The sequence below is a fragment of the Bradyrhizobium sp. CCBAU 51753 genome (genome assembly GCF_015291565.1).
Taxonomy (GTDB): Bacteria; Pseudomonadota; Alphaproteobacteria; order Rhizobiales; family Xanthobacteraceae; genus Bradyrhizobium; species Bradyrhizobium ivorense.
This window is the reverse complement of record NZ_CP030037.1, coordinates 5135898-5160117: the sequence shown is the minus strand read 5'-3', so window position 1 is coordinate 5160117 and position 24220 is coordinate 5135898. Positions and strand designations below refer to the sequence as shown.

23 protein-coding genes and 1 tRNA gene are annotated in these 24220 nt (G+C 65.0%); 12 read left to right on the top strand and 12 right to left on the bottom strand.

What is annotated here, in order from left to right; all coding sequences use genetic code 11:
* Positions 1-21: 21 nt before the first annotated feature.
* Both XH93_RS23455 and XH93_RS23450 read left to right on the top strand, forming a co-directional pair.
* On the top strand, positions 22-624 hold the full coding sequence (locus XH93_RS23455) for a MerR family transcriptional regulator (protein ID WP_194469314.1): 603 nt from the start codon (positions 22-24) through the stop codon (positions 622-624).
* 104 nt (positions 625-728) lie between these two features.
* Positions 729-806: transfer RNA gene (locus tag XH93_RS23450), tRNA-Pro, on the top strand.
* A 335-nt stretch (positions 807-1141) separates the two neighbouring features.
* Here the strand turns inward: XH93_RS23450 and XH93_RS23445 are convergent.
* Positions 1142-1576: a hypothetical protein gene (locus XH93_RS23445; RefSeq protein WP_244622294.1), complete on the bottom strand. Its 435-nt coding sequence runs from the start codon at positions 1574-1576 to the stop codon at positions 1142-1144.
* Positions 1577-2000: 424 nt separating this feature from the next.
* On the bottom strand, positions 2001-2513 hold the full coding sequence (locus tag XH93_RS23440) for a MarR family winged helix-turn-helix transcriptional regulator (protein ID WP_139483178.1): 513 nt from the start codon (positions 2511-2513) through the stop codon (positions 2001-2003).
* Positions 2514-2969: 456 nt separating this feature from the next.
* On the opposite strand from XH93_RS23440, the gene XH93_RS23435 reads away from it, so the two are divergent.
* The 3 genes from XH93_RS23435 (at position 2970) to XH93_RS23425 (ending at position 6148) form a co-directional block, all read left to right on the top strand.
* On the top strand, positions 2970-4532 hold the full coding sequence (locus XH93_RS23435) for a porin (protein ID WP_139483179.1): 1563 nt from the start codon (positions 2970-2972) through the stop codon (positions 4530-4532).
* 290 nt (positions 4533-4822) lie between these two features.
* Complete coding sequence (locus tag XH93_RS23430) at positions 4823-5077, top strand: hypothetical protein (protein WP_139483180.1); 255 nt, start codon at positions 4823-4825, stop codon at positions 5075-5077.
* Between the two features lie 162 nt (positions 5078-5239).
* Positions 5240-6148, top strand: a complete 909-nt coding sequence (locus XH93_RS23425) for a dihydrodipicolinate synthase family protein (protein WP_139862684.1) — start codon at positions 5240-5242, stop codon at positions 6146-6148.
* A gap of 24 nt (positions 6149-6172) precedes the next feature.
* On the opposite strand, the gene XH93_RS42785 is transcribed toward XH93_RS23425, so the two are convergent.
* Complete coding sequence (locus XH93_RS42785) at positions 6173-6301, bottom strand: hypothetical protein (RefSeq protein WP_256436476.1); 129 nt, start codon at positions 6299-6301, stop codon at positions 6173-6175.
* Positions 6302-6501: 200 nt separating this feature from the next.
* Here XH93_RS42785 and XH93_RS23420 point away from each other — a divergent pair, with 200 nt between their 5' ends.
* Both XH93_RS23420 and XH93_RS23415 read left to right on the top strand, forming a co-directional pair.
* Positions 6502-6672, top strand: coding sequence for a hypothetical protein (locus XH93_RS23420; protein WP_194469313.1), 171 nt, complete (start codon positions 6502-6504; stop codon positions 6670-6672).
* Positions 6673-6751: 79 nt separating this feature from the next.
* A complete protein-coding gene (locus tag XH93_RS23415) occupies positions 6752-7720 on the top strand; it encodes an SDR family oxidoreductase (RefSeq protein ID WP_194469312.1) in 969 nt (322 codons plus the stop codon).
* A 95-nt stretch (positions 7721-7815) separates the two neighbouring features.
* On the opposite strand, the gene XH93_RS23410 is transcribed toward XH93_RS23415, so the two are convergent.
* From XH93_RS23410 to XH93_RS23395, 4 genes are all read right to left on the bottom strand, one after another.
* Entirely contained in the window at positions 7816-8304 is a 489-nt protein-coding gene (locus tag XH93_RS23410; protein ID WP_194469311.1) for a GcrA family cell cycle regulator, read from the bottom strand.
* A gap of 49 nt (positions 8305-8353) precedes the next feature.
* Positions 8354-8554 (bottom strand): hypothetical protein, encoded by a 201-nt coding sequence (locus XH93_RS23405; protein WP_016844973.1) that lies wholly within the window; start codon positions 8552-8554, stop codon positions 8354-8356.
* 184 nt (positions 8555-8738) lie between these two features.
* Positions 8739-10562 carry an AMP-binding protein gene (locus XH93_RS23400; RefSeq protein WP_194469310.1) on the bottom strand — a complete coding sequence of 608 codons (1824 nt, stop codon included), beginning with the start codon at positions 10560-10562 and terminating at the stop codon, positions 8739-8741.
* Between the two features lie 194 nt (positions 10563-10756).
* Positions 10757-11698: an acetamidase/formamidase family protein gene (locus tag XH93_RS23395; protein ID WP_194469309.1), complete on the bottom strand. Its 942-nt coding sequence runs from the start codon at positions 11696-11698 to the stop codon at positions 10757-10759.
* A gap of 66 nt (positions 11699-11764) precedes the next feature.
* On the opposite strand from XH93_RS23395, the gene XH93_RS23390 reads away from it, so the two are divergent.
* The 3 genes from XH93_RS23390 (at position 11765) to XH93_RS23380 (ending at position 14690) form a co-directional block, all read left to right on the top strand.
* Positions 11765-12559, top strand: a complete 795-nt coding sequence (locus XH93_RS23390; protein ID WP_194469308.1) for a YdcF family protein — start codon at positions 11765-11767, stop codon at positions 12557-12559.
* 92 nt (positions 12560-12651) lie between these two features.
* Positions 12652-13437, top strand: a complete 786-nt coding sequence (locus tag XH93_RS23385) for a DUF169 domain-containing protein (RefSeq protein WP_194469307.1) — start codon at positions 12652-12654, stop codon at positions 13435-13437.
* 77 nt (positions 13438-13514) lie between these two features.
* Positions 13515-14690 carry a trans-acting enoyl reductase family protein gene (locus XH93_RS23380; RefSeq protein WP_194469306.1) on the top strand — a complete coding sequence of 392 codons (1176 nt, stop codon included), beginning with the start codon at positions 13515-13517 and terminating at the stop codon, positions 14688-14690.
* Between the two features lie 273 nt (positions 14691-14963).
* On the opposite strand, the gene XH93_RS23375 is transcribed toward XH93_RS23380, so the two are convergent.
* Positions 14964-16160: an NAD(P)/FAD-dependent oxidoreductase gene (locus XH93_RS23375; RefSeq protein ID WP_194469305.1), complete on the bottom strand. Its 1197-nt coding sequence runs from the start codon at positions 16158-16160 to the stop codon at positions 14964-14966.
* Between the two features lie 144 nt (positions 16161-16304).
* Between XH93_RS23375 and XH93_RS23370 the strand changes: the two genes are divergently transcribed.
* Positions 16305-16778: a MarR family transcriptional regulator gene (locus XH93_RS23370; protein WP_229176550.1), complete on the top strand. Its 474-nt coding sequence runs from the start codon at positions 16305-16307 to the stop codon at positions 16776-16778.
* A 91-nt stretch (positions 16779-16869) separates the two neighbouring features.
* Here XH93_RS23370 and XH93_RS23365 read toward each other — a convergent pair whose 3' ends face one another.
* The 4 genes from XH93_RS23365 to XH93_RS23350 form a co-directional block, all read right to left on the bottom strand.
* On the bottom strand, positions 16870-18123 hold the full coding sequence (locus XH93_RS23365) for an O-antigen ligase (RefSeq protein WP_194469304.1): 1254 nt from the start codon (positions 18121-18123) through the stop codon (positions 16870-16872).
* A gap of 138 nt (positions 18124-18261) precedes the next feature.
* A complete protein-coding gene (locus XH93_RS23360) occupies positions 18262-19800 on the bottom strand; it encodes an undecaprenyl-phosphate glucose phosphotransferase (RefSeq protein WP_194469303.1) in 1539 nt (512 codons plus the stop codon).
* 115 nt (positions 19801-19915) lie between these two features.
* A complete protein-coding gene (locus XH93_RS23355) occupies positions 19916-21073 on the bottom strand; it encodes a glycosyltransferase family 4 protein (protein WP_194469302.1) in 1158 nt (385 codons plus the stop codon).
* Between the two features lie 18 nt (positions 21074-21091).
* Entirely contained in the window at positions 21092-21721 is a 630-nt protein-coding gene (locus XH93_RS23350) for a polysaccharide biosynthesis/export family protein (RefSeq protein WP_194469301.1), read from the bottom strand.
* Between the two features lie 176 nt (positions 21722-21897).
* Between XH93_RS23350 and XH93_RS23345 the strand changes: the two genes are divergently transcribed.
* Complete coding sequence (locus tag XH93_RS23345; RefSeq protein ID WP_194469300.1) at positions 21898-24210, top strand: exopolysaccharide transport family protein; 2313 nt, start codon at positions 21898-21900, stop codon at positions 24208-24210.
* Positions 24211-24220: the final 10 nt, after the last annotated feature.

Genomic DNA, 24220 nt, shown 5'->3' with positions numbered 1-24220 from the left:
TAAGGCGAGAGGAGCGGGCATTTGGACAAGGCGCCGGATGCGTTCCGTACGATCAGCGAAGTCGCTGACGAGCTCGATATTCCCCAGCATGTGCTGAGATTCTGGGAGACGCGCTTCGCGCAGATCAAGCCGATGAAGCGCAGCGGCGGACGCCGCTATTACCGTCCCGACGATGTCGATCTGCTCAAGGGCATCCGCCGGCTGCTGTACGGCGAGGGCTACACCATCCGCGGCGTGCAGCGGATCCTGAAGGAGCACGGCATCAAGTCGGTGCAGGGAATCGCCGACCAGACCGCGGCGATCTCGTTCGGCGCGGTCGAGGAGGCGGTCGGCCACAGCATGGCCGAGGCCGATGATGCCGACCTCAACGACGGCATCGATCTCGACAGCGAGGAGGGCGACGGCGACGAGGGCGGCATCGACTACCGCTTTGTCGATCCCGACGAGGACCCGATCCTGTCGACCTACAAGGCGCGCGCCCAGCCGGCCAAGGCGGCGGACAAGGCGCCGGCGGCGGCCGCCCGGGCCGGCGTTCCGGCCGCCGATCGCGAGCGCCTCGAGCGCGTGCTGCAGGACCTGGTCGCCTGCCGCCAGATGATCGACGCGGCGTTGAAGGACGGCTGACAGCGAAGGACAGCTGATCCTTGGGGGAACCGGCCCCCGATTGACACCATTAAGGCCGGTCCCCGCCTTGCGCGAACGCAGGATCGCAGCTAATGGAACGGCATCGGAGCGTGGCGCAGCCCGGTTAGCGCACTAGTCTGGGAGACTAGGGGTCGGAGGTTCAAATCCTCTCGCTCCGACCAAAAACTCTCTACGCGACGCGGATTGAAATCAGAGGTCGCACATAACGACCGCTGGTCGGCGATATCCCTTTGCCTCCGGGCAACGGACATGGCTCGGCGTGGACCTGACGCGAGGTCATTAACGGGGTCTGGCCCGTTCCGGGGTCGCCGCGCGCGGAGGTTACCCCTTGCAACACAAAAGCCCCGCCGAAGCGGGGGCAATATGTTGAACGACTTAACAGAACTAGCAGGCCCGCCGCGCCGGAATAGCGCAGCCATTCAGCACAAACAGGATCATCCCACGATCGCAGAAATCGACGGATGCGCTGAGCACGAAACGCGGCCCAGCCGAAATATCACTGGCTCAATGTGTCGGTCGCGATCTTTTTCTTGAGTGCCTCGCAGGTATCCCTGACCTCGGTGGTCATCAACGAGACGGCTTCGATCTTCAGGAAAAAACGCTTGCCCTGATCGCGGTAACCTGCAGCGAACTCCTTGATTTCTGCGATCATGTCATGGACGCCCGCCACCATTGCCTCGCAGTTCTTGGCGGCCAACTGCAATTCCGTTCCAAGGGCCTCAATCTCTTTCACCGCCGCTTCGTATTCGCGCACGACCGCCTCGGCCGAGAGCTTGCCCACCTCGTTGACGCCGTTGCGGTGCTCGACGTAGTCCGGCATCGGCGAGAGAGGCCGAATGTTGCTGCGAGGTCGAGGCGAACTCAAAGGATCGATTTCGCCAGCCAACTGTTCCAACGGGGCACGGGCGAGAACTTCCGCACTAACACTCATGCAAACGCTCCATAAGTTGTTACGGCGAATGCAGTTTATCAATGTCAAAGGATTTGTCTCGCTTTTCAACAGATTTGAAGTAAGTTCATTTGTGCGCCGCAGCACGGCGGAATTCCGTATTTGCGCAGGTTGATGAACACCTGCACGCCGTCGGCGGGCCGCGGGTGGGTCCAAAAGCTCCGGCAAGGACCGTCGCCAAATTCGTCGGCGTTGCCGGCAGAGGCAATTTGAGTTTGGGACAGCCTTGTTGTCCGATCACACGATTTCTTCGCGGTGCAATACGCGGGGAGGGCGCCGTGAAGAAAACAGGATGTTCGCACTCGCTGAGGAACGGCGGGATCGCCGTTGATTTGCGAGGCTGCGTCCGCGCAGCGGATCGAGGTAACGGCGCAATACTTGCGGCTGCAAGCGCCCCTTCGCCGCGTCAGAGCCTGCTTTGCAGCGCCGCCTGCAGGCAGGCCTTTTCGAGACGGTTGTTGAGCTCGGCGAGCTTGGTCGTGAAGTCGGCCAGCTCACGCTCGCTGAACTCTTCGAACACGGTTTTCCGGAATGCCTGGTGTTGCTCGGCGAGACCGGCGAGATGCTTTCGGGTCTTGTCGGTGAGCGACAGGTTGACCACCCGCGCGTCGGCCGGGGAGGGCGTGCGGCGCAGCAGCTCCTTCTGTTCCAAAAGCTTGGACTGGGTGGTCACGAACGACGGATCGACGTGAAGCAGTTTCGACACCACGTTGATCGGCACGCCGTCATCCTTGGCGAGATCCGAGACGGCGATCAGAATCATCCATTGCGGACCACTGACGCCGAGCGCCTTGCCCCACAACTGGCGGACCCGTTCCAGATGCGAGTTGATCGATGAGATCTCGAGCGTGAAGCGCTTGATGATGTCGAGATTTTCGATGGCGCGCTGACGCGTCGTCTCCTTCCTTGTCACTGACACTGCTTCCCCTCTTCCTCGGGCGCGGGACCAGCTTTGCGCTGATTTGATTCTTGTTACCTGCGCGAATGGTGCGATTGTGCTCGCAAGTGAGCCACGAACGCAAGTGACCCTAAAGCTATTATGATGGTCATATGACAGTTGGGTTTTTTCGGATGTGACAGGTTTTCCCCGTAGCTGCAAAGGGCTAGCGGGGGTGGCGTTGCCCGCGGGACACAGTGTGACCGCATTCGTATAGCTGACTTTATAAACTATTTTGATTAGGGAATTGGCCAATGCATATTGAACCCCGGCGGTAGGGGAATCTCGATCGTCCCGTTGCGTTGATCGTTCAAGTCCGTCGCGCTCCCTGGGGTTGATCAGGGGCGCGGGGTTTGGGGAAGCGATTTTCGATATGCGGGAGATCTCGGGGCGCTCGCGGCCCGGACTCTCCGCATATGAGCAACTTGGAGGTTTAATATGAAATTGGTGAAGAGCCTTATCCTGGGCTCGGCGGCTGCTCTCGTAGCGGTCGGCGGAGCGCAGGCGGCTGATCTTCCCGTCAAGGCCAAAGCGGTCGAGTACGTGAAGGTTTGCTCCCTGTACGGTCCCGGCTTCTACTACATCCCGGGCACCGACACCTGTATCAAGCTCGGCGGCTACCTGCGTATGGACATGGTCGTCAACGCGAACAGCGTTGCTGGCCCGAACTACAACGGCCCCGGCGGCGCCAACAACCGTTTCACGAACGGCTACACCTGGCGTTCGCGTGAAGACCTGAACATCGATACGCGCACCGCAACCGAGTACGGCGTGGTCCGCACCTACTTCGATGCGGTGTTCACCTGGACCACGGACAACTACGCCGTGAACGGCGCGGCTCCGGGCTCGACCATCTACTCGGCGCTCGGCGGCGGCGGCACGGTTGCCCCGGCTTCGGCCCCGAACAACGCCGGTGCCGGTAACGGCTCCTACGGCACGGTCGGCGTCTACTTCGCCTTCATCCAGTTCGCCGGCTTCACCATGGGCAAGGCGATCTCGCAGTTCAGCGCGCCCTGGACCAACTATCCGGGCAACAACTTCGACGGTCTCGTCGGCGGCGGCGGCACGGTCACTGGCGTCAACCAGTTCACCTACACCGCGCAGTTCGGCAACGGCGTGTCGCTGGCCCTGTCGGCCCAGGATCAGACCCAGTACTTCCAGGCTGGCGTCAACAACCTGAGCGCCGGTGGTGCTTACGGCGCCAGCGACTATGCCGGCACGATCTCGCCGGACTTCGTCGCCGCGCTCAAGATCGACCAGGCTTGGGGTGTCTTCCAGGCGTCGGTCGCTGCGCATGACAACCACGCTGCCTACTACGGCTCGACCGAGTTGACCGGCCATCCGGACGACAAGTGGGGCTGGGCTGGTCAGCTGGCTCTGTCGATCAAGAACATCCCGACCGGACCTGGCGACACGATCAACGTCCAGGGCGTCTATACGGATGGTGCGACCCGTTACAACATCCAGGACCTGGCCAGCCAGGCTGGCGCGATCGCGATCTACAGCGGTTCGAGCCTGCCGGGTGCCTATGGCAGCGTCGGCTTCGGTACCGCTCCGGACACCGTGTTCGTGGCTGGCGGACAGCAGCAGACGGTCAAGACCTGGGGTATGCGCGGTGCGTACACCCACAACTGGGATCCCTACTGGAACACCAGCATCTACGGTGCTTATGCCGGTATCATGTACAACGATACGGCTAAGACCCTCATCTGCGGCGTCGGTGGCGCCGTCGGTGGTACGTTCCGCGCGGCCTTCGCTGGCGGCGCTGGCGTGACCAACTGCAACCCCGACTACAACATCGGTCAGATTGGTATCATCACCCGCTGGACCCCGGTCAAGAACCTGACCTTCTCGGCGGACGTGACCTACACCATGCTCGATCAGAAGTACGCAGGCACGATCACCACTTCTGCTGGCGCCATCGGCAAGCCGAGCGCGACCTACCAGCTGAAGGACCAGGATACCGTGATGCTGCTCCTGCGCGCTCAGCGCAACTGGTAACACCCGGTTGATCTGATCACGATGCAACAGAAACCCCGGCAGGCAACTGTCGGGGTTTTTCTCTGGTGGTTTTTCTCTGGTGAAGACGTGTTGCGAATGCTGCTGTGACAAACGTGCTTCACGCCGATCACGAAGACGTGCCATGCGATTCATTCGCGGCAAACTTATTTACTTACCTGATCTACTAAACTATATAGGGATTGGCCAAACATTGAACACTGGCTTCTTAGCTTCATGCTAAGCCTCCCAAACCTCCGGCAATGCCCTGCCGGAGGTTTTTGATTCCAGCCTTGGCGTTCTCACGGCAACGATCGCCGCTCGTCGCGCCGCCGATTCGATGCCGTCAAGATTTGACGGAATCGATCCGCAATGCATTCTCGCCATCGATGGGACGCTTCAGGAACAGCCGTCTGGCTCGCATGAGCAGCGGCCACTACTGCTTGATACGGGATCTCGGGCCGGTGAAGGGCGGCAAGGGACTGCGGCACCATGAGGTGATCCTCGACATCTCCTGGCGCGGCCTGCTCAGGTTCTTCATTCGCTAGACTCGTGCGGCACTTCGTCCCGCGTCATGTCCGCATCACCGGCCAGCTCCTCCAGTGCGACGACTGGACGCCGCGGCGGCAATCGCTACGCTTGGTCCGCCGAGCGCGATCACCGCCGCCAAGAGCGGGATCCGATCGGCGGGAAACAGCGAGGGCAAGCCGATGAAGACACGTCCGACCGGCGTGATACCGCCGATGACCACGCCGTTCCGGAGCGACGGCGAGATCGATTTCAAGCTGGTGGCGCCGCAGGTCGACTGGCTGCTCGGCGCGGGCAGCCACGGCCTGGCGGCCGGCGGCTCGACCGGCGAGGGCCACGCGCTCGACCACGAGGAATATCGCGACCTGATCGCGGCGACGGTCGAGGCGGCGAGGGGCCGCGCACCTGTGATCGCCGGCATCATCGTCGACTCCACGCGCGACGCGGTCAGGCGCGGCAGGCTGGTGCGCGACATGGATGTCGCGGCGCTGCAGGTGACGCCGGTGCATTATCTGTTCAAGCCCGACGACGAGGCGATGGTCGGCCATTTCCGCCGCATCGCCGACGAGACCGGCATGCCCATCATCATCTACAACGTGGTGCCGTGGTCCTATCTGTCGCCGGCGCTGCTGACGCGGATCATGACCGAGGTGCCGCTGGTGATCGGCGTCAAGCAGAGCGCGGGTGACCTGAAGCTGTTCGCCGACCTCATGATGATGGCGCCCGACAAACTGATCTTCAGCGCGGTCGATGCCTTGATGTATCCGTCCTATACGCTCGGCGCGCACGGCTCGATCGCGGCAATTCTCACCGCTGCACCGCATGCGTCGGTGGCGCTGTGGGACGCCGTGAAGGCGGGCGATCATGCACGTGCGCTCGACCTGCACAAGAAACTGCTGACATTGTGGAACGCCGTGATCGCCGACAATCTGCCTGCCTGCACGCGCTATGCCCAGACCCTGCAGGGCTTGCCGCAAACTTTTCCGCGGGCGCCGATGCCGGAGGCTTCGGCGGTGCAACAGACGGCGATCAGAAAGGCGTTGGAGGGGATGGGCGCGCTTGCCGGCAAGCGCGTCGAGGCGGCCGAATAGCTCGCTCAAGCTTTGCGGTTGGGATTAGATTCCGAGGACCCAAACGCAGACGACGACACCGAGAACCGCCAGCCCGCTGATGGTCCAACCGGCGGCATAGGCCGCGCTCGAGGTGTCGGGTTGATCGACCATCGTGTCATGCCAGTGGGTCATTCCAACCTCCCTGGAAGAAAACGCTCCCTGTCGGGTAGGTCTCGGCCGCAGGGAGAAGGTTCAACCATGGAACGCGATTTAAGTTCCGCGGCCTGGCGCTGCGGCGGAACGGCCTGGCGGCGGCTGACCTGTCGGCCTAACCACGGTGGATCACGGCTCTGGCCTTCACCGGCCGAGCAGCCGCGGTCAAAATTCCGTCGGTGATCGTCATCAGCATGGAAGCGACCATCCTGTTCAGGACCGTCATGGTCATCGTCTCCGATTGTCGATACCGGTTTGTTCGCAGCGCGGAATGTGTTCGTTACGCAGCCTTCGGCTCACACCCGCGTGAGGCGCGGGCGGCGTTGCTGGCCGACAAATCGGTGATGTAGAGTGCAGCGCGAAACGGTTGGGACCGCGATCCGCGCGCCGACCGATACAAAGAAAAAGCAGGGACGAAACGGATCTCACATGAAGGATTTTGCGGGAAAGATTGCCGTCATCACCGGTGGCGGCACAGGGATGGGACGCGAGCTGGCGCGGCAGCTGGTTGCCGAAGGCTGCAACGTCGCGATGTGCGACGTCTCGGCGGAAGCGATGGCCGAGACCAAGCGGCTTTGCGAGGTCGAGCGGCTGCCGCAGGGCCTGCGCATCACCACCCATATCGCCGACGTCTCGATCGAGGATCACTACAAGCGGTTTCGCGACGAGCTGATGGAGCAGCAGGCGACCGACAAGATCCATCTGCTGTTCAACAATGCCGGCATCGGCGGCGGCGGCAGCATGTTCATCAACACGCGCGAGCAGTGGGAGCGCACCTTCAACATCTGCTGGGGCGGCGTCTATCTCGGCGTCCGCACCTTCCTGCCGCTTTTGGTGAAGGCCGACGAAGCGCATATCGTCAACACCTCGAGCGTCAACGGCTTCTGGGCTTCGGTCGGGCCCGGCGTGTCGCATACCGCCTATTGCTCCGCCAAATTCGCGGTGAAGGGATTTAGCGAAGCGCTGATGAACGATCTTCGCCTCAACGCGCCGCACGTCAAATGCTCGGTCGTGATGCCCGGCCACATCGGCACGTCGATCGTCTCCAACTCGCGCAAGGTGCAGCTCGGCACCGCATCCGATCAGCTATCCGCCGACGAGTTGACGCAGGCCCGGCAGCGCCTGAAGGGGCAGGGCGTCGACGTCGCAAAGCTGTCGGATGCCGACATCCAGAAGCTCGCGCTCGACCGCGCCCGGATCTTCCACGACGAGGCGCCGACCACGGCGGCCGCCGCCGCCAAGATCATTCTCGACGGCGTCAAGGCCGACCGCTGGCGCATCCTGGTCGGCGACGATGCGCACCTGCTCGACGAGCGCGTGCGCAAGACGCCGGAGCAGGCCTACACGCCGGAGTTCTATCAGAGCATCGTCGCCGAGACCGGCTGGAAGGTCGGCTGACTACAGCTTCGGTTCTGAATGGATCAGAACCGAAGCTCGTCCTTGCTTTGACGCGTTTTCTTCACGCGAACCGGTGTCCACTTCGCTTGAAAACGCTATCCGCGGGCCGCGCGGTGGCGCGAGCCGACCTGGTAGGCGAGGCGGTAGTGCCCTGAGCAATAGGGCATGCCGCCGAGCGGGGTGTTGCCGCAGAAGCAAAAATCCTCGGCGCCGGGCGTGCTGATCGGCCAGCGGCAGTGCTGCTCGCTCAGCTCGAGCAGCGAGCAATGGTTGGCGCTGACGATCGGCGCGTCGTCCGGCTCCTGGTCGTAGACCGCGTGCCGGATCTGGAACGGTTGCTTGGCCGTCGACTTCTGCGCGGGGTGAGAAGATCGCTTCCTCCGCGCGCGTCGCTCCTCCGGCGATGTGCGGGTCAGGTTGAGCCGTGACAGCTTGCCGATCACGGCATTGCGGCTGACGCCGATATTGACGGCGATGTCGCGGCAGGACAGGCCGGCGGCAAAATAGCTCTTGAGCTGGTCGATGCGCTCCGGCGTCCAAGTGGGCTGAGGGGTGGGTTGAAGGATGTGTTGGTTGGCAATCATCTGACGGTTCCACGTTCTGTGTGTTGAACCGCCGCGCCGACACGTCCCGTCAGGGCGTGCGGCCGTTGTCGCGGATTGCAAGCAACCCGTCCTTGATGGCGAGCCGAATGCCTTCCTCGATCAATGTCCGTGCGACGCCCGGGACGCTCGTGCCGTGGGTGCCCTGCCGTACCAGCTTCTCGAGATAACCAATGGTCGAGAGCGCCAGCGTAACCGGGACGCGGTCGGTTTCGGCCTTTTCCGTAGCCATGAGGAGACGCTTAACTCTGAACTCGGTTACTGAAAAGTATCTATTTAGACTCTATTTAGGAATGTGACGGTCCGTCAAGCCGGGCTTTTGCGGGGTGAACAGGCGCGCGCGAGCGCACGCCGGGGCTTGGTCCCGGCGTGACGGCAGCGTTGACGCTGACGGATTATCCAGTCGGATGAATGCGTTAGGCGCGCAACTCAACCTTGACCGGAAACTTCTTGAGCAGCCGCTCCGCGGTTTCGGCCTTGTCGGGCGGCGCCGTCACACTCAGATACAGGCCGCGCGACGGGTCGGTGATGGCGTCGACGCTGACCTCGCCGAGGCCTTCCAGCTTCAAGAGCTCACGCGCGGCCTCGCCGGCGGCGATCTCGCGCAGTTTTGGCTTGAAGATCTTGCCGACCGGCGTGACCGGCATTTCCGCAATCACCGACACCACGCGCGGCCGCGCCGGCAGCTCCAGGATGTTCTCCTGCACGAAGGCGGCGAGCGCCTGCGAATCGATCTGGGCGCCGGGCTGTGCCGAGACGAACAACATCGGCACCTCGCCGGCATAGGCGTCGGGGCGGCCGACCGCGGCGGCGAGCGCGACGCCGGGGAATTGCAGTGCCGCGTCCTCGATCGCGCGCGGGTCGATGTTGTGGCCGCCGCGGATGATGACGTCCTTGGCGCGCCCCAGGATGTAGACGAAGCCGTCGGCATCGATCCGGCAGATGTCGCCGGTGCGCAGCCAGCCATCGCGGAACGCTTCCTCGGTCTGCTTCCTGTCGACGTAGCCGGCGAACACCTGCGGCCCTCGGGTGAGCAACTCGCCGACCGGCGAGGGCCACGGTCCGGTGTGCAGCTTGCCGCCGTCGAGGATCGCGAGTTCGACCAGCGGATTGCGGGTGCCGACGCTTTCCGCGCGCGGCTTCACGCCGTGCACGTCATGGGTGATGGCGCCAGCGAGCTCGGTCATGCCGTAGAGCTGCTGGATGCAGGCGCCGCCCCAGGTCGCGAGGTAACGCCGCTCGATCTCCGGCGGGCAGATCGAAGCCCCGGTGGCGGTGACGCGCAGGCAGGAGATGTCGCTGTCGGCGACCGGGATATCAGCCAGCGCACCGAGCGTGGTCGGCACGTTGCCGGCGATGTTGATGCGATGCTTCTCGATGATCCGCCAGAAATTGGTGATCAATGCGGGATCGCGCGCACCGGCGGGGCCCGGAATGAACATCGTCGTACCCGCGGCGAGGCAATTGGCCGTGGTGCAGAACAGGCCGCCGACATGGAACAGCGGCAGCGTGATCATCGCGCGTTCGCCGCGCTGGAAATCCAGCGCCATGCGCGAGGAGACGGTGGAGGCGACCATCGCGCGGTTGGTGAGCCGCGCCACCTTGGGATGGCCGGTGGTGCCGCCGGTCGGCAGCATCACCGCGACGCGGTCGGCCTCGCTCTTGTCCGTCGACTTGCCGTAGTCGTCGCGCCAGGCCGGATCCGGCCGCAGCACCTCGCCGTCGAACGAGATGGTGCCGTCGAGCGGCACGACCACGATCCCCTTGAGCGAAGGCACCTCGCGCTGCAGGCCCTCGACCTTCTCATATAGTCCGCCCGGCATACCCGGCGGCGGCGCCAGCAGCAGCTTTGCGTTGATCGCATTGAGCTGGGCGACGATGGCTTCGCGGGTGAACAGCAAATTGAGTGGTTCGGCGATGCCGCAGGCCGCCGCGCCGAAGATCGCGACCACCGTCGCGGGACATGCCGGCAGCAGGATCGCCACCGGATCGTCCTTGCCGATGCCGCGGCCGCGAAAGTAGGTCTCGGCCGCCTTGACGCAGCCCATCAGATGATCGTTCGAGAGTACGACCGGATTCGGATCTAGCGGCGCGCGCAGGTAAATCACGGCCTCGGCGTCCGGCGCGCCCTGCGGGCCGCGGGCAATCAGATCGAGGATGCGCGGGCAGGCGGCGAGCGTCGCCTGCATCTCCGCATCACGCGTGGCCTCGTCGGCCGGCGAAAGCCTGTCCTTCAGCATGTTCCGTCCCCGTCGCTTTGTGTACGTTGGGACGGAGTGTATCGAGCCGGTCGCGCGGAACAAGTGCGGCGAGTCACCACCTTCGTCATTCCGGGGCGATGTGCAGCATCGAACCCGGAATCTCGAGGTTGGCTTGCACGCTTGCCAATCCCGAGATTCCGGGTTCTCGCTTCGCGAGCCCCGGAATGACAGCCTTAGCCGTGCACCACCGACTTCGCGATCATGCAGTGAATGCCCTTGGAGCCGTTGACCGTCTGCGTCACGCGGAGGTCGGCGGCGAGACTGCACAGCGTGTAGGCGTCCTCGCGGGACAGATTGCGCTTCTCGCCGAGCAGCACGATCATGTCGCGCAGCGCCCGCACCACGCACTGGTCGAGATCAGGATCCATCGCCATGGTCATGTAATGATCCGCGGTCTCGGCGCGCGGATAGGCGAGCTTGAGATCCTTGCGCAGGGTGAGGCGAAAGCGGCCGGTCAGCGCGGTCTCGATCGCGGTGACGCAGACCTCGCCGTCGCCCTGCACGCCATGGCCGTCGCCGCAGGAGAACAGCGCGCCCGGCACGAACACCGGCAGGTAGAGCTTTGCGCCGGCACCCAGCTCCTTGTTGTCGAGATTGCCGCCCATCGCGCGCGGGATCAGCGAGGAGATGCGGCCCCAGGCCGGCGGCGGCGAGACGCCCATCACCCCGAAGAACGGCTTGAGCGGCAGGTCGAGTCCCCACGGCATGCGGCCGACCATCCGCGCGCGATCGAGCGGGATGTTGAGGATGCGCATTTCGTGGAAATCGTCGGGCAGGGTGCCGGACAGCGGCTTGATCAGATTGTAGCCCCAGTCCTGGCGCAACTGCACATCGAGAATATCGACCTCGAGCACGTCGCCGGGTTCAGCGCCGCTGACCGCAATCGGGCCGGTCAGGATATGCCCGGGCACCATGCGTTCGTTCTTCGCATGGATGTCGTCCAGCTCGGGCGGCACATGAAACTTGCTGCGGTCGGGCACCACATCGGCACCGCCGCTGACGGTTTCGATCGTGACCTCGTCGCCGCTCGCGATGGTCAGCACCGGCTTCAGCTTGGCTTCAAAAAAGCCCCAATGACAGGTTTCGGGACTGGACTTCAGGTGATGATGGGGCATGTGACGTCTTTCGATTGCTGCGACGACAGCGTATGACGTGACGGCAGAACTTCCCAGAGGCTTCCCTTGTTTTTTGTGCTCTCCAAGACACTCGGCATCATGCTGCTGCCGATCAACTTCCTGATCGGTATCGGCGTCATCGGCGCCATCCTGCTGTTGACGCGGTTCGCTCGGTTCGGCCGCTGGCTGATGGTGGCGTCGCTGCTGCTGCTCGTGGTGTGCGGCTTCTCGCCGCTCGGCAATATCCTGATGTACGGGCTGGAGCAGCGCTTTCCGCCGTGGGATGCCTCGCGCGGCGCACCCGACGGCATCATCGTGCTCGGCGGCTCGATCGACGCCGACATCTCGGCCGCCCACGGCATGCCGGTGGTGCGCGCCGCGCCCGATCGCGTCATCGCGGCGGTGGCGCTGGCGCGCAAATATCCGAATGCGCGGCTCGTGTTCACCGGCGGCAGCGCCAATCTGATCGCGACCGACGCGCGCGAGGCCGACTATGCCGCCGAGACCTTCGAGAGCCTCGGCATTGCCAAATCGCGGCTGATCATCGAGCGCAACTCGCGCAACACGGTGGAGAACGCCGTGTTCTCCAAGGCGCTGGTCGATCCCAAGCCGGGCGAGCGCTGGCTGCTGGTGACCTCGGCCTATCACATGCCGCGCGCGGTCGGGCTGTTCCGCAAGGCGGGATTCAAGGTCGAGGCCTATCCGGTCGACTGGCGCGTCGGCAATGTGTTCGACTTCGCCAACCTCGCGATCGAAGGGCTGGCGCGCACCGAGCTCGGCATGCGCGAGTGGATCGGCCTCGTGGCCTATCATCTGGCCGGCAAGACCGACGATCTGCTGCCGGGTCCGGCGACGCCATAAGGCGCGCCACGAGGGCGTCGCATCAGCCGCGCAATCCGGCTAACATCGCAGCAACAGGCGGCGTCAAGCCGCCGATCACGGGAGTTTTCGCCATGCAGCAGCAGACACCGCCGGAACAGTTCGACCTCGGTGCCATCGTCGCCGATCTGAACAGCCTGCTGCGGCTGAAGACCACGGTGATCGGCATCAAGATGTTTTCCCGTGTCGAGGACATGGCGGCGATCCCGAAAATTCGCCGCCCGTCGGCGGTGCACACCACCGACCAGATCGTCAGCATGGCCTCGCGGCTCGGCTGGACCGTCGGCATCACCGGCGACGATCTGGTCGGCGCGCAATGCCGCGCCGTGATCGGGCTCGCGCCGCAGGACGAGAAGTGGCTTGCCGGCGAAAACTATGTCGGGGTCTGGCACGGCACCGCGGAGGACGCGCGCAAGCGCCAGGAGGCGCTCGACGTCGTGCCTTACGGCCAGTACCAGGCGATGGCGGTGAGCCCGCTCACCTCTGGCCGGCTCAATCCGCCCGATATCTGCCTCGTCTATGCGACGCCGGGACAGATGATCATCCTGATCAACGGCCTTCAGTACACCGGCTACAAGAAATTCGAGTGGGGCGTCGTTGGCGAAACCGCCTGCGCGGATTCCTGGGGACGGGCGCTGAAGACCGGCGAGCCGAGCCTGTCGCTGCCGTGCTTTGCCGAGCGCCGCTATGGCGGCGTGCCGGACGAGGAGATGCTGATGGCGCTGCCGCCGGCTTACCTCGTGAAGGCGATCGCGGGCATGAAGCAACTCGCCAAGAACGGTCTGCGCTATCCGATCGCGCCCTACGGCATCCAGGCCGACGTGCGCGCCGGCATGGGCGTGTCGTACGGCAAGAAATAGCGAACCAAATAGCGGATTGCACTGTCGCGCCCGCGGTGACAAAAGGGCGCCAGTTCGCTCCGCAGGGAACCTGACCTATGGCCTCGCCGCAACTCGACATCGTCGTCTATGGCGCCACCGGTTTCACCGGCCAGCTCGTCGCCGAATATCTCGCCGCGCATTATCGCGACGGCGGCCTGAAATGGGCGATGGCCGGGCGCAGCAAGGACAAGCTCGCCGCGGTCCGCGACGCGATCGGCGCGCCCGCCGATACGCCGCTGATCGTTGCCGATTCAAGCGACGCCGCCGCGCTGAAAGCGATGGTCGTGCAAACCAAGTCGGTGATCTCGACGGTCGGCCCGTATCAGCTCTACGGCAATGAGCTGATCGCGGCCTGCGTCGAGACCGGAACGGACTATTTCGATCTCTGCGGCGAGCCGGTCTGGATGCGGCAGATGATCGACAAGCATGAAGCCGCGGCGAAGGCGAGCGGCGCACGCATCGTGTTCTCCTGCGGCTTCGACTCGGTTCCGTTCGAGCTCGGCACCTTGTTCGTGCAGGACGAGGCCAAGCGCGTGTTCGGCGCGCCGGCGCCACGCGTAAAAGGCCGGGTGCGCGACATGCGCGGGACGCTGTCCGGCGGCACTGCGGCGAGCGCCAAGGCGACATTCGATGCGGTTGCAAAGGATCTCAGCCTCATCGCCATCCTGAACAACCCGTTCGCGCTGACGCCGGGTTTTGACGGACCGAAGCAGCCGCGCGGCAGCAAGCCGGCCTATGAGGAGGACCTGCAATCCTGGGCGGCGCCGTTCATGATGGCGCTGATCAACACCCGCAACGTCCACCGCTCCAACATGCTGATGGGTTTTCCCTACGGCAAGGAGTTCGTCTACGACGAGATGGTGCTCACCGGCCGCGGCGAGAAGGGCGAGGCCAACGCCAAGAAGGTGATGGCGCTGAACGCCGAGAAGACCGGTCCTAGCGCGCCGAAGCCGGGCGAGGGGCCGTCAAAGGAAGAGCGCGAGAACGGCCGCTACGACCTGCTCTATCTCGCCATCGCGCCGGACGGCCGCGCGGTCCGCGCCGGCATCAAGGGCGACCGCGATCCCGGTTACGGCTCGACCTCGAAGATGATTTCCGAATGCGCGATCTGCCTGCTGCGCGACACGCCGGACGTTGCTGCCGGATTCTGGACCCCGGGCGCCGCCATGCAGCACAAGCTGATCAAGCGGCTGGTCGATCACGCCGGGCTGACGTTCGCGGTCGAGAAGTAGGTTTTTTCACCGCGCCCCCAAAACCCGAAAAACAACCCCATGCAAAGTAGCCGGTGGCCGGGACGACGGTAACCGGTGACGGACGGCAGGCGACAGGCGACTTGACACGTCGGGCAAGTCAGCCTTATTCTTCCAAAATTCCGAAATTGTGCGGACGCGCTGTGGATGCCCGGGACAAGCCCGGGCGATCCAGTATTCGAGAGACGGTTGAGCTTGAGCCGAGAGGCCTCGGCGTCCTGGATGCCCCGCCTTCGCGGGGCATGACAGCAACGCCTACGCCGCGCGCGGATTATACGCGTACATGAAATCCATGGCTTTCGACGAAACCGGCAGCAACAGCTTCAGCATGTGATCGCGCAGCCAGGCGCCGGTCGGGCTGAACTCGCGCTTGCTGTTGCCGTTGCGGCGGGCGAGCGCCACGATCTTCTCGGCGCGCGGGCGCCGCTCGTGCTCGAAGGCCTGGAAGGTCTGGCCGAGCTCCTGGCCCTCGCGCATCAACGCGCCGAGCCGCAACGCGTCCTCCAGCGCCAGCGACGCGCCCTGGCCGGCATGCGGGCTGGTGGCGTGCGCGGCGTCGCCGATCAGCAGCGTCCGCTTGCGCGACCAGGTCGGCAGCGTCGCGACGTCGAGCGTGTCGGTGACCACGATGTTCTCGGCCGCCTCGATGATCGCGGGAATCGGATCGTGCCAGCCGGCGTGGAAATCGCGCAGGTGCTGCTTGATCGCGGCCTGGCTCTGCAGGCGGTAGGCCGCCGCGGTCATGCCGTGCGACGGCTGCGTGCTCCACCACATCGCGCCGGCCTCGGGATCGGGGCTGCACAGGGCGTAGCCGAAGAAGCCGCTTTGTCCGAACGTGGTCTCGACCCGCTGACCGATCGGCAGGCGTTCGATCATCGCGCGCGGCACGAAGCCGCCGAAGCCGATCAGCCCGGTATCGAACGGCGTCGGGCCGTCAGGGATCACGTGCCGTCGCACCACCGAATGGACGCCGTCGGCGCCGATTACGAAATCGCCCTCGGCGGTCGTGCCGTCGGCGAAATAGGCGATCACGGGCTGGTCGCCGCGATCCTCGATCTTGACCAGGCGCTTCTCGAAATACACCGAGACGTTCGAGCACCAGGCCTTGTCGACCAGCGTTTCGTTCAACGTCGCGCGGCACATGTTGACCGCGGGCTGGCCGAAGCGCTGCTGCATGTTGCGGTTGAGCGAGCCGAGCTTCTTGCCGGCTTGCGAATAGAAGTCGAACGATTCGGCGATCGAGCCGCGACGGATCAGCTCGTCGGCGAGCCCGAGCTCCGCCAGCACGTGCATGCCGTTCGGCGCGATCTGCAGCCCGCCGCCGCTCCCGGTGGAGTAGGGCCAGGCCTCGTGGATTTCGGCCTCGATGCCGGCGCGCTTCAAGAACATTGCGGCCACGGGACCTGCGATACCGGCGCCGATGATCAGAGCTTTACGGGGACGTCGGGTCATGCCTTGCTCCATGCGTCGATGTGAGTTAGGAAAGATCAGTTGCTAATCTTCTTAGTAACTAAGATATCAATCTCGTAAGGTAGAGGATCGGGCTTGTCAAGAGCGGACTCGCGTGCGGTGCTGATGCAGGAACTCGAAGAGGCGATGCGGCGGTCGTCGGCGCAGGGCGTGATGTATGGCCAAGCCGTTGCGAACATGGCCGGAATTTCCAATTCCGACATGGAATGCATGGACATCCTCCACCTCGAGGGGCGGGTGACCGCGGGGCGCCTCGCCGAGGTGACGGGACTGACCACCGGCGCCATCACCGGCGTGGTCGACCGTCTGGAGAAGGCCGGCTACGTGCGCCGCGAGCGCGACGAGAGCGACCGGCGCAAGGTCTTCATCTCGGTGGTGGAGGAAAAGGCCGCCGAGATCGGCAAGTTCTACGTGCCGATGCAGGAGGCGATGTACCGGCTGTGGAGCGCCTATAGCGACGACGAGCTGCGCCTGCTGCTGCGCTTTGCCAATGACGGCTACAAGGGCGTGCTGGAAGCGACCGAGGCGCTGAAGGTCGTGATCGACACCCCGCCGGAGCAGCGCGCCAGCCTCAAGATGCCGCCGAAGCCTCGGCGCTAAAGCGCGATGAGATCAGGTTGAAGCATCATCGCGCTTTAGCTCTTTAGTTTGAGCATGATCTTTTCGGAAAACCGCTTCACACTTTTCCGGATCATGCTCCAGGCGCTGGCGCCGACGTCGCGCGATAGCGCTCGGCCGCCGCGTACATGCCCCACATCGTGCCGAGGATCATCCAGAAGTGCCGCCAGTGGTCGGTATCGATGATGAAGCTCTCGGCGACGGTGCCGAGGAACGCCGAGAACACCGCCAGATAGGAGCGCTGCCACGGCACCCGCATGAACACGTAGCGGAAGCCGACGATCACGCTGACGAACACCAGCGCCGGATAGCAGACGCCGGAGAGCCAGCCGCCCGACATGAAGGCGTTGAGGAAGGAGTTGTGGGTGTCCTCGGGGAAGTAGGTGTGGAATTGCAGCGGCCCGATGCCGAACGGCATTTCCAGCGCCATCTGTGCGCCGAGGATGTGGCGGCCGAACCGGCCGAAGCGGCCTTCGTCATAGCTCTGGTCGAAGCTCGCGCGCTGCTTGAACATATCCGCGACCGTGCCGATCGAGAGCAGCACCGCAACCAGCGCGACCGCGAGGATCACCGCGACCAGCGTCATCACGATGATGCGCGAGCGCTGCGCCTGCGAGCGGCTGGTCAGCACCATCAGCGCCAGCATGAACACCGACGTCAGCACCAGGCCGCCCCAGGCGGCACGGGAGAACGACAGCAGGACCGCGAGCGAGATGATGCCGAAGGCGATGGCGTTGCGGAACGCCTTGCCGAAACGGTCCGAGACCACGCTCTGCAGCGCGAACAGCGCCGGCAGCACGAGAAACGCGCCGAGCACGTTCGGATCCTTGAAGGTGCCGCGGGCGCGGTCATACAGCGTCAGCAGGTCGTAGCCGCCGGGCACCAGACGGAAGTAACCGGCGATGCCGGCGAGCGACGCGATCATCGCGCCGACCAAAAGCCCGCGGCGCAGCATGTCGAGCCGCGCCTCGGTGTCTTCCGACATCACCATGGCGAAGAAGATCACGGTCACGGCCATGTACCAGGAGGTGAAGACCCAGGTCACGACCTCCGGCTTGTCGAGGAACGGCACCGCGCCGATGCTGTACCCGACGTTGAGCACGATCAGCGCGAACAGCAGCGGCATGAAGACCAGCCGCATCCGCAGGCCGGTGGCGAAGAACAGCAGGCTCGCGGTCAGCGTGACGAGTTCATAGGGGCTCGGCTCGATGAACACGATGGCGCCGGACGCGCCGGCCAGCCAGACCAGCGCCCGCTGCAGCGCCAGCACGCCGGGGGACGCCGCGATCGGCGAATAGGACGTTCCGGCTGTCGCCGCATAGGCCATCGGATACTCACGCAACGCTACAACAAGATGCACTCACGCCCGTCATTGCGAGCGCAGCGAAGCAATCCATCTATCCCCGGGCTGCGCCATGGATTGCGTCGCTTCGCTCGCAATGACGCCGGGTCGATCCGGTCGGGCTCAGTACGCGTTCTCGTTCTTGGTCAGCAGCGAGAACGGGGTCTTGAACAGAATGTAGAGGTCGAACAGCACCGACCAGTTCTCGATGTAATAGAGATCGAACTCGACGCGCTTCTGGATCTTCTCGTCGGTGTCGACCTCGCCGCGCCAGCCGTTGACCTGGGCCCAGCCGGTGATGCCGGGCTTGACGCGGTGGCGCGCGAAGTAGCCGTCGACGGCCTCGTCGAACAGGCGGTTCTGCAGCTTGCCCTGCACCGCGTGCGGACGCGGACCGATCAAAGAGAGATTGCCCTTCAGCACGACGTTGAACAACTGCGGCAGCTCGTCGAGCGAGCTCTTGCGGATGAAACGGCCCACACGTGTCACGCGCGGGTCGTTCTTGGTCACGACCTTGGAGGCGGTGGGGTCGGCCTGATGGTGATGCAGGGAGCGGAACTTGTAGACGTCGATCCGCTCATTGTTGAAGCCGAAGCGCTTCTGCCGGAACAGCACGGGGCCCGGGCTGTCGAGCTTGACCGCGAGCGCGACCAGTCCCATCACCGGCAATGCCGCGAGCAGGATCAGGCCGCCGGCAACGCGGTCGAACAGCCACTTCATCACCAGATCCCAGTCGGTGATCGGCGCCTCGAACATGTCGAGCGTCGGCACCTTGCCGAGGTAGGAGTAGGAGCGGGGGCGGAAGCGCAGCTTGTTGGTGTGCGCCGACAGGCGGATGTCGACCGGCAGCACCCACAGCTTCTTCAGCATTTCCAGGATGCGGATCTCCGCCGAGATCGGCAGTGCGAACAGCACGAGGTCGACCCGGGTGCGGCGGGCAAACTCAACGATGTCGTCGACCTTGCCGAGCTTCGGCGAGCCGGCACAGGTATCCATGGCGCGGCCATCATTGCGGTCGTCGAACACGCCGAGCACGTGGATGTCGGTGTCGTCCTCGGCGTTCAGCGCCTCGATCAACTGCTCGCCGTTCTGGTCGGCGCCGACGATGATGGTGCGGCGGTCGAGCCGGCCGTCATGCGCCCAGGCGCGCACCATCGAGCGCAGCACGAGGCGTTCAGCGATCAATACCGCCAGGCCGGCGAAGAAGTAGGACGACAGCCAGACCCGCGACACCTCGCCGCCGAGCTTGGCGAGGAACGATGCGCCGATGAACAGCAGGAAGACGAAGGTCCAAGACGAGATCATCCGCGTCATCTGGCGGAGCTGGCCGCGGAAGATCTGCACCTGGTAGATGTCGGCGGCCTGGAAACAGATCACCGCGGCAAGCGACATGCCCAGGATCGCCGCGATGTATCCCCAGTAGAAGCCGGCCTGCGGCATCACGTAAGCGAGATAGAGGGCGACGCCGACCAGGCTGAGCAGCACGAAATCGGCGACCCGGACCACGCCGGCGATCACGACCGGCGAGTAGGCGCCGCGAACTTTCTGGTTGGTGACGGCGAGTGCGGCCGGCGACAGGCGCCGGCGTCGTTCGACTTGCGGCTGAGCGGCCGTTGCCGACGCAGCGGCATCCAGCATCGAGCGTGCGTTAAGCGGTTCCACGTGTCCACGTCCATTCCTGCGCATGCACATGGGCATGCGGGAGCAGCGGCGAAATTCCCCCGGACGTGACTTAAAGGGACAAATCGGAAGAAACGGTTACGTCTGCAAGGAATGGTTAATGTTTGGCAAAGGCATCGCGGTAGCCGGCCAGCACGCCCTCGACCATCGCGCTCTGCGAGAAATGTTCGGAAATCCGCTCGCGCAATTTTTGCGCTCGCGCCGCGGTCGCGGCCGGATCGTCGAGCGCCGCCTTGATCGCATCCGCCATCGCGCCGACATTGCTGGGCGCGAACAGCGCGTCGGTGTGGGTGTCGAAGATTTCCGGGATGCCGCCGACGTTGGCGGCGATCATCGGAACCCCGGCCGCCGCGGCCTCGATCACCACATAGGGCATCGAATCGCCGCGCGAGGGCACCACCAGCAGGCTGCCCTTGGAGAAGCCGTAGCGCGCCTTGACGTGGCCGATGAAGCGGACGGCATCGCCGAGCGCGAGCCGCTTGACCTGCGCCTTGAGCCGCTCGGTCTCCTCGCCGTCGCCGCCCAGGGTCAGCGTCACCGGCTTGCCCTCGGCGCGCAGCTTTGCGACCGCATCGATCAGGAGGTCGGCGCCCTTGATGTGCCTGAACTCGCCGACATAGACCACGTCGGTGGCGTCGTCGGCCTTGGCGACAGGCTCGAATTCCTCCGCGGTGACGCCGTTGAAGACGCAGTGCACCACGCCTGCGGTCGGCACACCGACGGTGCGCTGGTAGGTGTTGCGGGCAAACGCACTCTCGAACAGGAACAGATCCGTGCTGTTCATCAGCGTGCGTTCGAGCTGGCCGTAGAACCTGCCCTTCAGCGTATCGAGCGGGTAATGCAGCGAGCCGCCATGGGGCGTGTAGACCCGGACGACCTTCTTCGAACGCCGCCGCAGCCGGACATAGGCGCCGGCCTTGGCGCCGTGACCATGCACGACGTCGGGCTTCAGTTTTCGGATCAGGCCGGAGATGCGCGCCCAGATCGCGGCATCGGCCAGCCGCGGCTCGCGCTGGATCGGCACGCGGCGCACGCCGAGCTTCAGACGCGGCTCGATCTCGGCAAGCGCCGCCTCGGCCCGCGCGCCGCCGGTCAGGCTGTCGGCGACGATACCGACATGGTGGCCGCGTGCGATCTGGCCGTTGGCGACGTCGAGAATGTGACGGAAGATGCCGCCGACCGGCGCGCGGACGACATGCAGGATGCGGAGCGGCGGTTCCTGGGTCTGCTCTTGGGCAATCGATTCTTGGGCCATCGATTCTTGGGCCATCGATCAGAACCAGCGTTCGCTGACGAACACGGTGTCGCCGGGGCCGATCGGCGTGCCGAGCGGAACCACGAAGCGGCCCGACCCCGATGCGTCGGTGTGGGTGAGGGTGACGGCATCGCGCTTGGCGCGCGGCGAGAAGCCGCCGGCGATGGCGACCGCGCTCTCCACCGTCATGTTGGGGACGTAAGGATATTGGCCGGGCGCCTGGACTTCGCCGAGGATGAAGAACGGACGATAGGCCTCGATCTCGACCGCCACCGACGGCTCACGGATATAGCCGTTGCGCAGCTTGGCGGTGATCTCGCTCGCGAGCCCGGCCGGCGTGCGGCCGCGCGCGGGCACCGAGCCGATCAACGGCAGGGTGATCGCGCCCGCGGCATCGAGCACGTAGGTGTTGGTGAGGCCTTCCTGGCCGTAGATCACGACGCGGAGCTTGTCGCCGGGGCCGAGATGGTAGCCATCGCCGGCCGGGCCGGGCTCGGCATAGGCGGCAGCCATCGGGGCGGGCCCGGCATAGGCCATGGAATCAAGGCCAGGGGCCGGGCCGACGGCGACCGGCGCAGTGCGCCCCATGCAGCCCGACAATACGAGCGCGGCAATCAGGCAAACGGTGGGAGTGCGCAGACCGCGCATATGAGGAATCCCGCAAGAAATTTCGGCTCCGATTAACCGCGCTCATGGTTAACAAAGCGTGAGGGAATTGCTCCCCGGGGCTGGACCCCGGAGCGCCCGATTAACCCAGCAGCAACCTTAATGGACTGTAATCGCCTCCGTTGAGGCCGAGTCGCGGCGTCCGCGGGAGTTGTGTGATGCGTTTTGCATTTTGGCGTATTGGCAAGGAGAAGGCCGTCGTGCAGCGGGCGTTGCCGAAATCTGCGCCCGTTGCCGGCGAGCCCATTGCAAGGCCGGCTTCAACTGAAGCCGCCGCCAAGCCGGCGCGCGCATCCGAGGCCGGCGATCTCGATCTGCATGTGCTTGGCAGCGCACTGGCGCGCAGGCGCGCCTGGATCATCATTCCCACCGTGCTGGTGTTTGCGGTATCGCTCGCCGCCGTCAACGTCGTGACCCCGCGCTACAAGTCGGAAGCGCGCATCCTGGTCGACAATCGCGAGAATGCCTTCCTGCGGCCGAACGGCGAGCGCGACCTCGAGCGCACCTCGCTCGACGCGGAAGCCGTGACCAGCCAGGTGCAGCTGTTGCTGTCGCGCGATCTCGCCCGCCAGATCATCAAGCAGAACAAGCTCGCCGAGCGCCCGGAGTTCGATCCGGTGCTGCGCGGCTTCTCGCCGCTGAAGTCGGTGCTCGCGCTGTTCGGCATCGGCCGCGACCCGTTCACGCTGACGCCGGAAGAGCGGGTGCTCGATTCCTATTACGAGCGCTTCCAGGCCTTTGCGGTCGACAAGTCGCGCGTCATCGTCGTCGAATTCCAGTCGGAGGATCCCGATCTCGCCGAGCGCGTCGCCAACTCGATCGCCGACGGCTATCTCGTGCTGCAGCAGGCGGCGCGGCAAGATCAGGCCAAGTCGGCCAGCACCTGGCTGCTCGGCGAGATCGACAAGCTGCGCGGCAAGGTCGCGGATGCGGATTCGCGGGTCGAGGAATTCCGCTCGAAGTCGAGCCTGTTCGTCGGCAACAACAACATCCCGCTATCGAACCAGCAGATGGGCGAGCTCAACACGCAGCTCAACAATGCCCGCGTGCTGATGGCGGACAGCGAGACCAAGGCGCGGCTGATCCGCGAGATGCTGCAGAGCGGCAAGCCGATCGAGGCGTCCGAAGTGCTCAACTCGGACACGATCAGGCGCTTTGCCGAGCTGCGCGCCGCGGTGCGCGCGCAGCTCGCCGAGCAGTCGTCGACGCTGCTCGACAATCATCCGCGCATCAAGGAATTGAAGGCCCAGGTCGCCGATTACGACCGGCAGCTGCGCGACGAGGCCGGCAAGATCTCGCGTTCGCTGGACAACGATGCCCGCCTGGCGCGCGATCGGGTCGGTGAGCTGCAGAAGAGCCTCGACCAGTCCAAGAAGCAGGCCTCCTCGAGCAACAGCCAGGACGTGCAGCTTCGCGCGCTGGAGCGTGAGGCGAAGGCGCAGCGCGACCTGCTGGAAGCCTATCTCGCCAAATATCGCGAGGCGACGGCGCGCGAAAACATCGAGGCCGCGCCGACCGACGGCCGCATCATCTCGCGCGCCACGGTCTCCAACACGCCGGCCTATCCGAAGAAGCTGCCGATCGTGCTGATCGCGACCATCGCGACGCTGCTGCTGTCCTCCGGCATCATCATCACCGGCGAGCTGCTGCGGATGTCGGCGCCGGGGGCCGCGGTCAGCCGCGCGGTGGCAGCGACGGTCAAGCGCCGCGAGCCGGTGATCGATCCGGTGTTGGAGCCGATGGTCGAGACGCCGGAGCCGAAGTTTTCGCTCCAGCCCGACCTTCCCACGGCGCCCGAATTGCCGCCGGAGCCCGCTGCGGCGCCGGCACGCGCGGTCGGCGAGCCGCCGGCGGTGCCCGCGGCGCTGGCCGGCGAAATCGACGAGGTCGCAAGCCGTCTGGTCGAAGCCGGGCCCGCCGCGCACAAGGTCACCATCCTCGGCACCGCGGCCGCCGAAAGCGTCACGTCGACGGCGCTGGCGCTGGCGCGGCTGATGGGGCAGCAGGCCAAGGTCGTGGTGGTCGATCTCGTGGCGTCGTCGCCGACGCTGACCGCGGCCTCGGTCGATCCGGCCGCGCCGGGACTCGCCGAACTGATGCAGGGCGAGGCGACCTTTGCGCAGATCATCACCAAGGACCGGCAGTCGCGCGTCCAACTCGTCAGTGCCGGGCGGCCTGGGTTCGATCGCGCCCATCTGCAATCGCCGCGGCTGACGCTCGCGATCGATGCGCTGCTCCGGGTCTACGACCACGTGCTGCTCGACGCCGGCTCGGCGGTCGACCTGCCGGCCGAATTGCTGACCGCGCAGGCGCAAGCCGTCGTGGTGCCGGACGCGGCGATGGCGCAGGATGCGCGTCGGCTGATGGTAGATCAGCTCAAGTCCGTCGGCTTCGCCCACGTCACGATGCTGAGCAAGCCGTGCCCGCCGTTGGAGCCGGTCGCGCCGGGCATGCGGGTGGTGGCGGCCTAACCGCCACCGA